We start from the raw sequence: 16379 nt of genomic DNA on the forward strand, positions 1-16379 counted from the left end.
CGCCTCGGCGATCTGGATTTAGCTCACTTTTTTATGTAATAAAAATGAAAGGAACCTTTCATATCCGTGATATGATGCGGTAAATTTTCAATTCTCATTTTTCAACATGAAGTTTCCTGGACAGCGTAAATCTAAGCACTATTTTCCGACTCATGCTCGTGACCCTCTCGTCAATCAAATTCAACAAACGGCTATGCTCCACCGCCCAACAGTGGTCGGTGTTGGGCAAACCATTGTTGATATTGAAGCTCGTGTAGACAATGAGTTCTTAGAGAAACATCAATTGAGTAAAGGTCACTCACTGGTGCTCGAAGAGAGCAAAGCCGATGCGCTCTATGAAGAGCTAGTCGAACGAGGTTTAATTACTCACCAATACCCGGGAGATACGATTGGCAACACACTGCACAACTACTCTGTGTTGGCCGATAGCAAATCCGTTTTGCTCGGCGTGATGTCCAAAAATATTGAAGTCGGCTCATACAGCTATCGTTATTTGTGTAGAACCTCATCGCGCATGAACCTAAACCATCTTCAAACTGTCGATGGTCCTATCGGGCGTTGCTACACCCTAATTTCTGATGATGGAGAGCGCACCTTCGCCATTAATGAAGGGCATATGAATAAACTTCGCCCCGATAGTGTTCCTGAAGAGGTTTTTGAAAAAGCTTCCGCTTTAGTTGTTTCTTCTTACTTAATGCGTGGAAAGCCCGAAGATCCAATGCCACTTGCGGTCAAACGCGCTATTGAGATCGCTAAATCCAAGCACATTCCAGTGGTGTTAACCCTAGGCACTAAGTATGTAATTGAAGGTAATGCGAAGTGGTGGCAAGACTACATCAAAGAAAACATCACAGTCGTCGCCATGAATGAAGAAGAAGGCGAAGCGTTAACTGGTGAGAAAGATCCACTGCTTGCGGCTAACAAAGCACTCGAGTGGGTAGATTTAATCCTCTGCACCGCGGGGCCCGTGGGTCTTTATATGGCTAGCTACACCGATGAAAGCGCAAAGCGCGAAACTGAATTACCTCTCCTACCGGGTAATATTGCTGAATTTAACAAGTACGAATTTAGCCGTGCGATGCGAAAACAAGACTGCCTCAACCCAATAAAAGTGTATTCACACATTGGCCCTTACTTGGGTGGCCCATTGGAAATCAAAAACACTAACGGAGCGGGAGACGGAGCGCTATCGGCTTTATTGCACGATATGGCCGCGAATAGTTATCATCAACGCAATGTTCCAAACTCTGCCAAACATGATGTGCCGTACCTCACTTACTCTTCGTTATCTCAGATCTGCAAATATGCAAACCGTGTCAGCTACGAAGTACTCACACAGCACTCTCCTCGTTTATCGCGAGCATTACCAGAACGTGAAGATAGCCTAGAAGAAGCGTATTGGGATCGTTAAATCGTATGACTTCTACATGAATAAAAGCGACAATTTGTCGCTTTTATTATTTCCACAACGAATAAACCGCACGATGCGATCCTACGTTATTTAAGTCTCACCATTTCGTTTCAGAAATAACAACTTCCGTGAAATAAACTGATAACTTGTGCCTAATTGATGAATCAATAGTTTTATAATTGAGACATCTTAGTACAAGCGTTATAGTACTCTTTAAAGATGAGTCATAAAGGTTTTGGATCAAGACTCACAATTATCATCCATTGCTGCTTTCGCTTGAATTAGGATTAACATGACAATGTCATTTCCGCAGGAAGAGTATTCAATTTCAGACCTAGACAGTGCCGTTGCAAAGCAGCGTCTGGTTCATATTCTCGATTTTTTTAGTCAAGGTCTGTTTTATATGAGCAGCGATGGAAACATGGTGCTCTATAATCCAACGTTTTATGTACAATTTGGTGTAAACAGCGAAACTATTTCCTATGCTGATTGGCTGAGTTTGGTTCATCCTATGGATCGTGCACTGCTCAACAGCCGCGTCGACAAGCATATCAGCACCACTGAATCAAGGGAATCGATTCAATACCGAGTCAAAAAAGCAAATGGTCAATATATCTGGTTGGAGGGGAATGCGGTCACAAAAAGTGTGAACGGTGAACATTTTATGGTGGGTAGCCATAAAGATATCTCCGATCAAAAATTGATGGAAGATTACATTCATCAAGCTGCATTTTTTGACAGCTCATCAGGCCTCTATAATCGAAGTAAATTACTGCTCGATATTGATGAGAAAGCACTCAAAATTGGAGAGCCTTATTCACTTATCTACATCCAACTTGAAGATATTAAGTCTTATCTCAATCAATACGGCTCAGACATTGTTAAAGATTTACTGAATCACGTCGTCAGTGCACTGCGTGAACTGCCCGATGAATTTGCTGATTTTTACCGTATTCGCTCTGACGATTTTGCCATATTACTTAGAGGAGAACGCTCATACGATGAGCTCAAGCATATCTGCTCTCAAATAATGAAGCACTATTCGAAATCAGCCACGGAGCATGGGCACCTCTATGGTAATGATATTAGCATTGGTGTCTATCCTGAGATAAACCGTGCTATATCTGCCGATGAGTTGTTAAATATTGCATCACGAACTTGCCAATTTGCTAGTGCCAAAAATCATTCTCGTATCGAAATTTACAGTGGCCGAATTCAAAAAAACGTTGATCGTTATTTCTTCATCGAAAGAGGCTTAAAGGAAGCATTAGATCAACGTTCATTGTCCGTGAAATTCCAACCCATTATTCATGCACAATCAGGACAGGTATCCAGCTTTGAAGCCTTAGTCCGCTGGCGCTCAAAAGAGTTTGGTGAGATTTTCCCGGACGAATTTATTCCCGTTGCAGAAAAAAAGGGGCTGATTGTTGATTTAGGCTATTTTGTCTTCAAAAAAGCCTGTGAGTTTATTGGCCGTTACAATAAACAAAATGGGGTCAATATTCGGGTTAATATTAATGTTTCAGTCCTTCAACTTCTGAAAAGTGACTTCCCACAACAGATACTAACAATGGCTAAGACTTCCGGTGTATTGCCCTCTTCTATTGTGTTAGAACTGACGGAAACTGTCATACTCGATGGCGATAAAAATGCGATTAACCAGCTTCACTCCTTAAATGAAATGGGGTTTCAACTGTCGCTGGATGATTTTGGAGCTGGTTTTAGCTCACTCAATAGCTTCTTTGATTTGCCCCTCAATCAAATTAAAATAGACAAAAGCATTGTATGGAAAACACTGACTAACCCAGCATCAGAACAATATTTAGCCTTTCTCATCCAGTTTTGTCACACCAATGGCGTCGACATTGTTATTGAGGGGGTTGAAAATGGCGACATGTACCAAAAATTTAAAGAGATGGGGGCAACTTATTTACAAGGCTATTGGTTTTCAAAACCACTATCTTTAGCCAGTGCAAGCCGCTATACATTAAATGCTGTTAATGAATAAGCACAAAAAATAGCTTAGCTAAATTAAGCACTTACACCTAAAATTTGAAGAAGCAGAGCGGAAAGGAAATAGTAAACCCTGTGAGCCCGACTGCGACTTCAAATCGCTCAAAGAGCGTTGTTATTCTTTTTCTAGCACTAAGCGAGCATTGTGAGCTTGTATGGGCCGATTGTTATTTCCCATCACACTATGTAGTGCTGCACTTTGTTGCTGTGACAAACTTTTCGGCTGCTTGACCACCAACCATCTCACGCCTTCACTGCAAGGTGGCGTTGTGAGTGACCCATTAAAACGGTAATACTCATCTAGCTTAGGTAACAGTGACTGTACTGCTAATCCTTTTGCTAACTGCACACTCGTCCCAACTTTAGGCAACTCTGCAGTAAGCTGGGCTAATGGTTCATTCTGTGCGCCCGTTTCAAACATCACCGCCAAAACTGCCAGATTGCCAGCCGCATCAGCATGCACAAAATGCGCTTCTAAAGGATATTGATGTCCTTTAATTAAGTTTTCAGAAGGGGTATGGAAGTGAAATTGTTTGAGTTCAAATTCTGTACCATCCACTACCAGTGTATTTTTCCCTGAAACTGAGGCTTGCAGCGTGTGTCCATTGTTGGTCAATGTACCCACAACGCCTGAATAGTGGATATCTAAAGATTTTAAATCAGCTTCAACGAGGCCATTGATATCAATTGGGCTTTGATTTTTGCCCATTTCACAAATTTTAGAAACATGTCCCCAATGTTCAGGGCCACGTTCACCTTCATATCCCCATTCATTTGCTTGCGCCACATAGGTAAAGCAAACGCTAATTGCTAGGGTCAACAGTTGTTTTTTCATTATCGTTCCTTGAGACAGCTTGTTATCTAAAATGTAACATTCAGGTTAATATCACGCGCACATGGTAATACATTCTTCATACCGCATCCGTGGTGAAAAATAACATTACATTGACGTGATTAGTCATTCATTTCAGTTCGCGCTCACCCTTTCCATGGCTAGCGCCGAACAATGTTTTGGCAAAACTGTTCGATATGTTTTCGGGTGGTATTGGGGTTCATTAAAACCGCTTTTTCTCCCGGAATATGTAAGCAATGTCCAGTATCATCATAATGAGTGCGCGCAATCGAATCGACCCAATTGGTGTTGAGATGCTGGCCTTTATGAGATAAGAACTGATGACGATGGTAGAGCGTATTCTCTACTATCGAATCAACCATAGAACCCTGACGGGCGACGTTCATTTCTTGCTCAAACATCGATTCAGCACACGTCACTTTCTGTGGGTCATAGAGACGAAAAGTAACACTTGGCCCTTGGTTTTCTACTGCTGCCACCTTGCAGTGTGGTAGAGCGACTAATTGGCAGCGTAAATAATTAGCATTTTGCAATGTATGACCAATCACGGTTTGGTAGCCTTCGATACCTAAATGTTGCAGTGCTGAATAGGCAGAAAAAACACCCACGGCACTGCGTGAACATTCAATGGTCGATTGCAAATGGCTCTCTTCTCTTTGAGCATGTTCAAAGTAGGAGTAATAACCGGGATCTGTTTTTAATACCGCGAGATCGTGTTTGTTTTTGAGCATCACCAAGCTGGAAGTATAAGGGACATAACCCCATTTTTGAAAATCGACCGTAAATGAATCCGCTAATTGTAAACTTTTAATCCTCGGCAATAAGGATTCAATACCCGTCAGTGTTGCCCGATTAAGCGATAAAGGGTTGCGTTCAAAATCATACTCTTGAAAAAACAACATACTCCACCCAACAGCAGCATCAACATGAATATGTGGTTTTATCGAAATCGCATATTCTTGGCATCTTCTTTCTCTTATCGCATAAACCTGTTCAATATCATCAGTTGCAAAGGTATCGGTACTGCCAAATGTCAGCATTATGCTAGGAACAGCAATGCCATTTTTAAAACAGAAAATCAATTGTTGGTCTAATTCAGCCAAATCCATTTCATTGTTATCTTTAACTTTGATCCGAATCGCTTTACCTTGAACATCAACCCCCAACAACGACAAATTTGTCATGTTTGAATAGTGACCTGCTTCTGAATTGAATATCCTGTAATCTTCTCCCGCCAAACCATTCAGAGCTGACTTTGGCAACGCTTTTCGAATACCTAATAGATAGCCGTACAAATTACAAAATGTACCTCCTTGTGTGAATACTCCAGTCGCTTGATCACTATCATAACCAGCTAAATGCGCGATTTGCCGCACGACTAATTTTTCCAGTTCAATGGCATCTCCCGCATATTCGCTATAAACCAAGTTAGGGTTGGCAATAGTCGCAAGTAGCGCACCGTGAATGGCCGGGTCACAAGGTGTCGAGATCACATTTTCCACTGAGCGAGGGTCATCCCAGTTTTTTGAACGTTTGGCTGCATAAAGCGCTAAGTCGTTAAAAGGGTGGATGGCGTGGCTCGAGTGTCGAGGAATGGTGCTTGAATGCCGTAATTGTTGCTGCAATGCAGTATTTACCACGGTTGGCGCATCAATTTTTCGCTCTTCAAGCCAACGGGCAATCTCGTGAATACGATACAAAGGCCAACGATTGGGATCACGAGCAAAAAAATGCGCTTTCACTGTCTGGAAAATTTGCTCAAACGCAGGGTTCAGTTGGTTGGCGTGCTCATCTAGCCACACGCTATAGTACGCTGTTTTCATGATGCTCTCTCCATGCTCAATCCCAAATAAAACGCCGCGTTAGCGGCGTTTTATTACTTTAATTTAAAGTTGGAGACCAAGCGGTCAAGCTCATGGTTTGAGTAAGAGAGTGACTCTGTAGCACTGACGGTTTGTCTGCCACTCACCACCAATGATTCAACGATGTCTCTTATCGCTAGCATATTGCGGCTGAGCTCTTCTGCCACTGTACTTTGCTGTTCGGTCGCAGCTGCGATCTGCGTACTCAAATCATCAATTTCGGAAACGGAAGTACTCATGATGTTTAAACTGCCAGAAACTTCAGACGTTTTATCTGCTGTGGTTTGACATTGGTTTTTAGTTTTGTCCATTGCGGCTACAACGCTATCCGTCCCTTCAAGTAGCTTGGCCAGCATATCTGATATTTCAGTAGTGCTGTTTTGCGTTCTTGCCGCTAAAGCACGAACTTCATCTGCAACCACCGCAAACCCACGGCCTTGCTCACCCGCACGCGCCGCTTCGATCGCCGCATTCAACGCAAGCAAGTTCGTTTGCTCTGAAATAGCGCCAATCACGGTCAATACTTCGCTGATCTTGATCGCATCTTTGTTCATATTGGCAATGCGCTCAGACATCTGTTCAACATCACTCACCAATGAGCTGACCGTTTCAACCGCATTATTCACAATAATAATCGATTGTTTGGCCTCTTTGCTCGCCGAGTCAGTAATGTGATTCGATTGAGTGACGCTCTCTGCCACAGTACGTGCACTTTCACTCATTTCAGTAATGGCCGTCACCACTTGCTCTGTTTCAGATGAGTGCGAAAGCAGCATCCGCTCATTTTCCTTTGCCGTTTGACCTAACTGTTCAATATTAGAGGAGATGTTTTGACTGGCATCAGATATTTGCAACATCATTTTTTGTAGATTTTCTGAGAATAAATTGAAGCCTTGGCTTATCTGCGCTAAGTCATCATCACCATTCACCTCCAAGCGGCGTGTCAAATCACCAGAGCCTTTCGAAAGATCAAGTACCGCTTTTTTCAGGCGTAGCAAAGGCTTGTAGATATAATTAAGAATGACGAAGATTGCCGCGACGCTGATAATGAGCAAAATCACCCCAGTGTAAATAGCGCTACTTTGCGCTTCATACACATTAGCTAACGCCGTACCTTTGTCGACGAACACCATCATGGTCCAGTACATGTTATCGGTTAGGTTAACGCGCTTGAAATAACCATCAAATTCAATGCCTAAATAAGGAAATGACAAGTGACCAGCATCCTGCTGGCTAAAAAGTTTCTCCATTTCGAGGAAATTAGGGCTGACTTGCGAGGGCGTTCGTCCAATATCACTAGGATCATCACTAGCAAAAAAGACAGCATTCTTGTCGGTTAGTGTCGCTGCACCGCCGGCAAAGCGCATATTACTGACTTGGACAATAACCTCATCCAGTTGGATATCTCCCAGCAAAACACCAATGAAACGGCTTTGTTGGTAGACAGGCATAACTACACTAATAACCTGTTTACCGGTGATTTTATCTTCATAAATTTCAGTTACCTGAGCAGTTCGAGAGGTTTTTGCTTGCTGATACCAATCCCTACTGGTGAAATTTTGTTGACCTGTAACAACTCCGTTGTCTTTGTCAAACGACATATAGGCACGGCCATCGTCATACGCCATAATGACATTTGAAATTTGTGCACTCTCAGCTAACAATCGAACCAAGTTGACATTCTCTTGATCAGAAAGAGCAGATCGGAAATGTTGTGAACCTTTAACTACGGCTTGATAACGTGTTTTCACCCAAGATTCGAGTTCAGAAACGTGATAGTTGAGCTTGTTTTGAGTTTCTGTGGTTAAAGAGGTAATCATCTTCTCTTTTAACGACAGCATGTTGATGGTGCCCAAAACGATTAAAGAAATCGCAACGAGCAGTGCTACGCTCACATATATTCTGCTTTTAAAACCTAAAGTCATAGATTCACCCTCACCGTGTAACAGCTAGAAAGATTAAGGTGAAACTTGATCATATTATTAATATGAATGGTAGACCAATGAGACACCTAGCCAACCTAATAAAATTGGTACACGGCGAACACTTATGCAAGTTATGTCATTAATATTTATTATTGAGTGCGCAAAGTGAATTTTACATTAGAAGACAACATGATGATTTTTAATGGAAATACGTTGAGATGATGGTTAAGAAAAACGCGCAGTGGTGATGCTGCGCGCTGACTTATTTTTTATGACGCCACATTTGGCTTAGAAGCCCAAACGTAAAGCAGCTCTAGAGCAATTGTCGCACCAGCCAAAGCCGTTAGCTCACTTTGATCGTACGGAGGAGAAACTTCAACAACATCCATTCCCACCAAATTAATACCGGCCAATGCACGAATGATTTTCAGCACTTTATCGGAATTCAATCCACCACATACTGGCGTACCCGTTCCAGGAGCAAAAGCGGGATCTAAACAGTCAATATCAAACGTTAGGTATACGGGTTTATCACCAATAGTTTGACGAATATTAGCGACGATCTCTTCCACTGACATATCATTCGCTTGCATCGCATTGATGACATTAAAGCCGTGGCCTTCCTGTTTGTATTCGGTACGAATACCCACTTGCACAGAATGCTTGGCTGAGATTAACCCTTCCTTCGGCGCATGATAGAACATAGTGCCGTGATCATAAGCGCTGCCATTGGCATAAGTGTCTGTATGAGCATCAAAGTGAATCAATGCCATTTCGCCATAATATTTGGCATAAGCGCGCAATATAGGCAGCGTGATAAAGTGGTCACCACCTAAAGCAAGCATGGTTTTGCCACTTTTTAGAATTTCGCTAGTCGCTGCTTCTAAGCGATAAGTGAAATCTTCAGCGTCACCACAATCAAACACCAAATCACCCGCGTCGATCACTTTGGTATCTTGGAACAAGTTAAAGTTCCAAGGAAACTTTTTACCTTCCCATGCAAGGTTCACTGAAGCGCGACGAATCGCATCTGGACCCATTCTCGCCCCTGGGCGACCTGATGTAGCCATATCCAAAGGTACACCCAGTACCACGACATCGGCATCTGCACTTACTGGGTCTTTAACATAAGGACGACGTACAAACGTCATCGCATTGGAATACAGGGAATAATCAGTTTTAGTAAACAAATCATTCATTTAGAAATCCTCTAGATAGGTATAACCGCTCAAGCCTTGCTCAAGCTCTTGCAATACATTTTCTTGTTCTTCAACCGCCACACGCTGGCTAACTAATTCGCGGTAGTTTTTACGGATGGCATCCACATCAATATGGACATAGCGCATCATATCTTCAACCGTGTCTCCTTCGTTGATCGATACGATTTCGGTTTCGCCATTCTCTGCCATGTTCACCACCACGCTGTGTGTGTCGCCAAATAGGTTATGCATATCGCCTAAGATCTCTTGATAGGCCCCTACAAGGAAGAATCCCATCAAATACGGTTCATCGGCATTCCATGCTGGCACTGGCAGCGTCGTTTCAATACCTTGCCCCTCGACGTACTGCTCGATTGCACCATCAGAATCACAGGTGATATCCAGCATCACGGCGCGGCGATCTTCCACTTTTTCAAGGCCAGACAATGGCAACACAGGGAAAACTTGGTCGATTCCCCACGCATCTGGCAATGATTGAAACAGTGAAAAGTTAACAAAAAACTTATCCGCCAAACGCTCATTCAGTTCATCCAAAATAGGACGATGGAAGCGGTTTTTGGTGCTCATTTGCAGTGTCAGTTCGTGATAAATGCGCAGCGATAGCTGTTCAGCCCAAGCACGGTGCTGAAGGTTAATAACGCCAGTCGAAAACTGGTTGTGCGCTTCCGACAGATCGCTTTGCGTGTCGTTGTAAATTTCAATCAGTGCACGCGCATCAGAGCCTTCACTTAAGCTTTGCCAGTTACGCCACATGTTTTGTAGCAATACCGGAGCTTCTTCACCGACTTCTGGAATCTCTTCTGGGTAATACGCTTCTGTACCAATAACATTAGTGATAAGTACGGCGTGGTGCGCGGTAATCGAGCGGCCTGATTCAGAAATAATGACTGGCCTTGGCTGACTATATAACTGGCACACATCGCTCACCGTGCTTACGATATTGCGTGCATATTCAGCTAAACCATAGTTCATCGAGTTGGATGATTGACTGCGTGTACCGTCGTAGTCCACCGCTAAACCGCCACCCACATCGAAGAAGTCAATCTCCGCACCAATATCACGCAGCTCGCAGTAAAAACGCGCCGCTTCGTTCACGCCATTACGCACATCACGAATATTCGCCATTTGCGAACCTAAGTGGAAATGCACCAGTTGCAACGCTTCTAATTGCTGCTCTTTTTTAAGGCGTTCGATAACGGTCAACACTTGAGATGCAGAGAGCCCGAACTTTGATTTTTCACCACCACTCGCCTGCCATTTTCCCGCGCCTTGAGAAGCTAAACGAATGCGGAGCCCTAAACGTGGTTTCACACCTAGGCTTTTCGCTTCTTTCAGCACGAGATCCAGCTCAGACAATTTTTCCAAAACGATGAATACTTTATGGCCAAGCTTTTCACCAATCAGGGCCAGACGAATGTACTCTCTGTCTTTGTAGCCGTTACATACAATCACTGAACTTGCTTGTTGGGCTAAAGCCAATACCGCCAATAATTCTGGCTTACTGCCCGCTTCCAATCCAAGCTGTTTAGTCTCTAGCTGCGCTTGGCTGGCTAAAATCTCATCTACCACTTCTTTTTGTTGGTTCACTTTGATTGGGTAGACCAACAGGTAGTTGTTTGGATATTGGTATTCTTCAATCGCCTGATTAAAGGCGTCACAAATGTTATGTACGCGTTGATGCAGGATCTGCGGAAAACGTACAAGCACAGGCAAATTTAAATCACGCGCTTCAAGCTGCTTTACGATCGAACTCAAGGGGGTTTGGTGCGCCTTATCATGGCGCGGCGAAACATAAACTTCGCCTTGATTGTCAATACCGAAGAAGCCTTGGCTCCAATAATGAACATTGTAGTCAGCGCGAACGCGATCTAATTTGGATGGTTGTTCCACATCTAATCTCACAAAAACAGAGAGTAAAAAGTGAATCAGAAAGTCTGATATCACGACTTGACGCCTGTAACGTCAGGCGCATTAACGGTTAAAAGCGTATGTGTGTCTAATGATAATAATTTGTCGTTAAGATTACGTTTGATTATCACCAGTTCGCTATAAAAAGTGGATGAAATTTAATACAAAATCAAATGTTGCTACTAATAAGCTCGTCAAACTTCTTATTGCCGTGTAGCCCTTCTAAATCAGCTTCTTCTGCAATTAAATCTCGCAATGAAGCGCTAATTTCCGTGGCTCTTTGTAAATCCTCAATCGCTTGTTCTTCGGCTCCGATACGCGCATACGCACATGCTCGTTGGTACAAGGCTGGCGCATTAGCATCATCTAACTCTAGCACGCGATTACATAGACTCAGTGCCCAGTAGTATTCTCGAATTTCCATCGCAGCATCTGCTTTGTATGTCAACGCTTCCAAATCTCCGGGACGGATTTTTAAAATTTCGTCATACACTTCAATACGCTGCTCTGGTGTTTGGACACTTTGTGCTCTCAACCATAAGTTATGGATTTCATTAATAATTTCAATTTCACGGTTGTTTTCGGTAATGATGCGTGTTTTGCGCTTAAGATCTCGCTCCAAGGCGAGGAATTTTTTCTCATATTCCTGCGCAATTTGATTTAGCCGTTTATCGGCCAGCTCACGCGTGTTGTGCTTCACTTCTTTAAGTGACTGCCAACCAATTAATGCAACTAACGAGGCAACACCAGCGATGACATAGAAAAAATAGGTCACCGTCACATTCGAGTAATTCAGTGACTTGTCTGCAACGGACAGTTCTCTGTCGGTAATTTGAATCGTGAGTCGCCGTTCAAGATCTTGTTGATCTTGTCTTAACGCTTTCAGCTCATCCAATATGTAGCGCTCAACCAAAGGACGATCCAATATTGGCGATTCAGAATAAGGCTCTTCCTGTGCCAGTGCTGGGAAAGACGTTAGCACTATCAGGAACAAGAATAGTGGCAATAATTGCCGCACAATCGGTTGCTCATTTATTTTTCTCACTCTCTACCTCTTTCATCAGACACGTTGTCGATTTATTCGTCGCCATTTTCAAATCTGCACACCGATGGACCCAAATTTCTCTGGCCTGTCATCCACATATAACCATTTTAACTCAAACTATTTTTTGTTTTTTTAAATTTATTTTTGATATAAAAAATCAGTAAGTTAATGACAAAATAGCTAATGACAACTGGGTTAAAACTTGAAAACCGTCAAATTAATGTTTAGTGTACTATACATATTTACGGCTAAACATTAAATAGCCATGAAGAACAAAGGATGTAAATCATGTCACCCGTGTTAGAAGTTAAGAACCTCTACAAGGTATTTGGAGAGACTCCGCAACAAGCTTTCCCGCTGTTAGAAAAAGGGTTGGATAAGGACCAAATTTTCGAGCAAACCGGGCTCACTGTTGGGGTCAAGGATGTGTCTCTTTCAATCAATGAAGGGGAGATTTTTGTCATTATGGGTTTGTCCGGTTCGGGCAAGTCCACTTTAGTTCGATTGTTGAACCGCCTGATTGAGCCAACCCAAGGAAGTGTTTTACTGAAGGGTAAGGATATTGCTCATATTTCAGAGCAAGAGCTGCGCGATGTAAGACGTAAAAATATCTCAATGGTATTTCAGAACTTCGCACTCATGCCACATATGACCGTTCTTGAAAACGCTGCCTTTGGATTAGAACTATCAGGAGTGGTGGCTCATGAACGTAATAAAAGTGCAAAAGAAGCGCTCGCTCGGGTTGGCTTAGACGCCTACTGTGAGTCATTCCCTGATGAGTTATCGGGTGGGATGAAACAACGCGTTGGTTTGGCCCGTGCACTCGCCAACGACCCTGACATTTTGTTAATGGACGAAGCATTTTCCGCACTCGACCCTTTAATCCGCACCGAAATGCAAGATGAACTAATCCGCCTGCAAAATGATGATAAGCGAACCATCGTTTTTATTTCTCATGACCTTGATGAAGCAATGAGAATTGGTGACCGTATCGCCATCATGCAAGATGGCATCGTCGTACAAACGGGCACGCCAGATGAAATATTGCATCATCCTGCTAACGATTACGTCAGTTCATTCTTTCGTGGCGTTAATGTTGCCAGTGTTTTTTCAGCTAAAGACATTGCCCGTAAAAAACCCGCGGCCGTTTTTAAAAAACACGATAATGATGGTCCGGCTGCAGCAATGCAGTTACTGATGGATCATGACCGAGACTACGGAATTGTAGTTGACCGTACGAATAAATACTCTGGCATTGTGTCGCTCGACTCTCTGAAACAAGCTCTCAAGCAACAAACATCGCTTAGCGCAGCTCTACTGCCTGACATCGTGACGGTTGATCCGAAGCTGTCTGTTAGTGAATTAATCAGCCAAGTGGCTGAAGTCCCCTACGCCGTGCCTGTTGTCGATCAGCAGGGAAATTATTACGGCGTGATCACCAAATCACGCTTATTGCAGACTTTGGATAGGGAATAATTATGACAACGGAAACCAACATTCAATCCACAGAGGCGCTTGACCCATGGGCGTCTGCCGCGCAAACGCCTGTCAGCAGCGATCCTTGGTCAGCGACTACTGCATCCCCAACTACAGCAAGTGATTGGTTAAATGGCGCAACCGACGCTCCCGCGCCTTTCGATTGGCTGCACCCATTTCAAGATGCAATTATCCCCTTTGATCACTGGGTTGAAACCGGGCTGGGTTGGTTAGTGGAACACGGTAGGCCATTATTTCAAGCTGTCAGAGTACCTGTTGATTTTATTTTAAGTTCATTTGAAACCACGTTAGTTTCAACGCCAGCGCCTGTGATGTTGTTGATTTTATTTTTGATCACATGGCAACTTGCTGGACCTAAAATGGGTATCGCTTCATTAGCCTCACTGATTACGATTGGATTAATCGGAGCGTGGTCACAAGCAATGGTCACCCTCGCCTTGGTCATGACCTCGGTATTCTTTTGCCTATTGATTGGCTTGCCACTTGGGATTTGGCTGGCCAGAAATCAAACGGCTGCAAAATTCATCCGCCCCGTTTTGGATGCGATGCAAACCACGCCCGCATTTGTGTATTTAGTCCCGATCGTGATGCTGTTCGGAATTGGCAACGTACCTGGCGTGGTGGTAACCATTATTTTCGCCCTGCCACCAATTGTCCGTTTAACCATCTTAGGTATTCAACAAGTTCCCGAAGAGCTTATCGAAGCAGGCCATGCATTCGGCGCAAGCCCAAAACAGATGCTCTACCGTATTCAGTTACCACTAGCCATGCCGACCATTATGGCCGGTGTCAATCAAACACTGATGCTATCGCTGTCGATGGTTGTGATTGCCTCCATGATTGCTGTCGGTGGCTTGGGGCAAATGGTTTTGCGTGGTATTGGCCGACTTGATATGGGACTCGCTGCCGTGGGGGGACTTGGCATTGTCATTCTCGCCATCTTACTTGATCGCCTAACTCAGCATATCGGTACAGAAAATCGCGATCAAAAAGTACGCTGGTATCAAACCGGCCCTATCTCACCCTTTTATTTACTGAAGCAAAAACTGGCTCATCAGAGTGCCAACAATCTAGGAGAACAGAAATGAATTACGCATGGAAGACGTTAATCTCAACCAGTTTAATCGCATCGGCGGCATTACCCATCAGCGCTTGGGCTGATAAACTTCCTGGCAAAGGTATTAGTGTACAACCCGTACAATCGACAGTGGCTGAAGAAACATTTCAAACTCTCATCGTGAACAAAGCGATGGAAGCGCTGGGGTACGATGTCAAACCGACCAAAGAAGTCGACTACAACGTGGCTTATACTTCGATTGCCGAAGGCGATGCAACCTATCTCGCCGTTGGGTGGTTTCCTTTACACGCCGACAAATACTCGATGGCGGGCGGCGACGCTAAGTTCTATCGAAAAGGTCAATATATATCAGGAGCAGCGCAAGGCTACTTGATTGATAAAAAAACGGCAGATAAATACGGTATTACCAATATTGCTCAGTTAAAAGACCCTAAAATCGCCAAGCTGTTTGATGCAAATGGCGATGGTAAAGCAGACTTAACTGGCTGCACACCCGGCTGGGGTTGTGAGATGGTGATTGAGGAGCACTTAACCGCCTACGGTTTACGACCGACCGTTACTCACAACCAAGGTAACTATGCCGCTATCATTGCCGATACAATTTCACGCTACAAAAAAGGCGACCCTATCCTTTATTACACTTGGACACCTTATTGGGTGAGTGGGGTGTTGGTCCCTGGTAAAGATGTCACTTGGCTTGAAGTCCCTTTCTCTGCCCTACCTGGTGAGCGCAAAAATATCGATACAACCCTACCCAACGGAAAGAACTTCGGCTTTGAGATGAACAGCATGCTGATTGTCGCCAATAAAAAATTCGCTCTAGAAAACCCAGCCGCAGCAAAACTTTTTGAAATCATGAAGTTGAATATTAATGATATCAGTGCGCAAAACATGATCATGAGTAAAGGTAAAAACTCTGCCAAAGATATTGAAGCTCATGCCAATGGTTGGATAAAAGCTCACCAATCTGAATTCGATTCGTGGATAAAAACCGCCAAAGAAGCCGCTAAGTAAGAGAGTATGGAGCCACCCATATCAAAAGGGTGGCTCTGCTTATTTTCAAGGAGGAAAGTATTGGATATTCATGAAGAAGTACTGGTCGCTATACGCCAAATTATTCGTGCGACAGATCTCCATTCCAAAAAAATAAACAAAGATTTTGGCCTCACTAGCCCCCAACTATTGTTAATGCGTGCGATCCAAAACTCGGCCGATATGACCATAAAGCAACTCTCCGATCATACTAATATGAGCCAAGCTACAGCGACCAGCATTTTGGATCGCTTAGAAAAGCGCGCACTGATCATTCGAGAGCGAGATCAACAAGATAAACGTAAAGTTCATGCGTTGTTGACCCCAACAGGAGATGAATTATTACTCAAAGCACCCACACTGCTAAAAGATAGCTTTATTGAACAATTTCAGGCATTAAACGCATGGGAACAAACTCTCATTCTCTCCACTTTACAGCGGTTATCGATGATGATGAAAACACCAGAAATAGAAGCATCGACGCTATTGTCTAGTCTAGAACCCGATGATCCTCTCTAGTTTTTATTCGACCGAC

12 protein-coding genes are annotated in these 16379 nt (G+C 43.6%); 6 read left to right on the forward strand and 6 right to left on the reverse strand.

Going from position 1 to position 16379, the window contains the following annotated elements:
• The first annotated feature begins 106 nt into the window (after positions 1–106).
• A complete protein-coding gene (locus DD616_RS00960) occupies positions 107–1411 on the forward strand; it encodes an inosine/guanosine kinase (RefSeq protein WP_013867964.1) in 1305 nt (434 codons plus the stop codon).
• Between the two features lie 292 nt (positions 1412–1703).
• Complete coding sequence (locus DD616_RS00965) at positions 1704–3419, forward strand: putative bifunctional diguanylate cyclase/phosphodiesterase (RefSeq protein ID WP_208871565.1); 1716 nt, start codon at positions 1704–1706, stop codon at positions 3417–3419.
• Positions 3420–3539: 120 nt separating this feature from the next.
• Here the strand turns inward: DD616_RS00965 and DD616_RS00970 are convergent, their stop codons facing one another.
• From DD616_RS00970 to DD616_RS00995, 6 genes are all read right to left on the reverse strand, one after another.
• On the reverse strand, positions 3540–4259 hold the full coding sequence (locus DD616_RS00970) for a carbonic anhydrase (protein WP_088733453.1): 720 nt from the start codon (positions 4257–4259) through the stop codon (positions 3540–3542).
• Between the two features lie 158 nt (positions 4260–4417).
• Complete coding sequence (locus tag DD616_RS00975; protein WP_208871566.1) at positions 4418–6100, reverse strand: pyridoxal phosphate-dependent decarboxylase family protein; 1683 nt, start codon at positions 6098–6100, stop codon at positions 4418–4420.
• A 53-nt stretch (positions 6101–6153) separates the two neighbouring features.
• Complete coding sequence (locus DD616_RS00980; RefSeq protein WP_020977858.1) at positions 6154–8064, reverse strand: methyl-accepting chemotaxis protein; 1911 nt, start codon at positions 8062–8064, stop codon at positions 6154–6156.
• Between the two features lie 269 nt (positions 8065–8333).
• The gene (speB, locus tag DD616_RS00985) at positions 8334–9263 is read right to left on the reverse strand and encodes an agmatinase (protein WP_013867969.1); all 930 of its coding nucleotides are present in this window, start codon (positions 9261–9263) and stop codon (positions 8334–8336) included.
• A complete protein-coding gene (gene speA, locus DD616_RS00990; protein WP_026027469.1) occupies positions 9264–11174 on the reverse strand; it encodes an arginine decarboxylase in 1911 nt (636 codons plus the stop codon).
• A gap of 187 nt (positions 11175–11361) precedes the next feature.
• Positions 11362–12186: a tetratricopeptide repeat protein gene (locus DD616_RS00995; protein WP_231140457.1), complete on the reverse strand. Its 825-nt coding sequence runs from the start codon at positions 12184–12186 to the stop codon at positions 11362–11364.
• A gap of 339 nt (positions 12187–12525) precedes the next feature.
• Here DD616_RS00995 and proV point away from each other — a divergent pair, with 339 nt between their 5' ends.
• Genes proV through DD616_RS01015 form a run of 4 tightly spaced genes read left to right on the forward strand, consistent with a single transcriptional unit; the run spans position 12526 to position 16363 of the window.
• Complete coding sequence (gene proV / locus DD616_RS01000) at positions 12526–13713, forward strand: glycine betaine/L-proline ABC transporter ATP-binding protein ProV (RefSeq protein ID WP_208871568.1); 1188 nt, start codon at positions 12526–12528, stop codon at positions 13711–13713.
• A 2-nt stretch (positions 13714–13715) separates the two neighbouring features.
• The gene (proW, locus tag DD616_RS01005) at positions 13716–14822 is read left to right on the forward strand and encodes a glycine betaine/L-proline ABC transporter permease ProW (RefSeq protein ID WP_208871569.1); all 1107 of its coding nucleotides are present in this window, start codon (positions 13716–13718) and stop codon (positions 14820–14822) included.
• Complete coding sequence (gene proX / locus DD616_RS01010; protein WP_017043349.1) at positions 14819–15826, forward strand: glycine betaine/L-proline ABC transporter substrate-binding protein ProX; 1008 nt, start codon at positions 14819–14821, stop codon at positions 15824–15826. The genes proW and proX overlap by 4 nt, the downstream gene beginning before the upstream one ends.
• Before the next feature lie 6 nt (positions 15827–15832).
• On the forward strand, positions 15833–16363 hold the full coding sequence (locus tag DD616_RS01015; RefSeq protein ID WP_013867975.1) for a MarR family winged helix-turn-helix transcriptional regulator: 531 nt from the start codon (positions 15833–15835) through the stop codon (positions 16361–16363).
• Positions 16364–16379: the final 16 nt, after the last annotated feature.

The organism is Vibrio anguillarum, from assembly GCF_003390515.1.
Classification (GTDB): domain Bacteria; phylum Pseudomonadota; class Gammaproteobacteria; order Enterobacterales; family Vibrionaceae; genus Vibrio; species Vibrio anguillarum.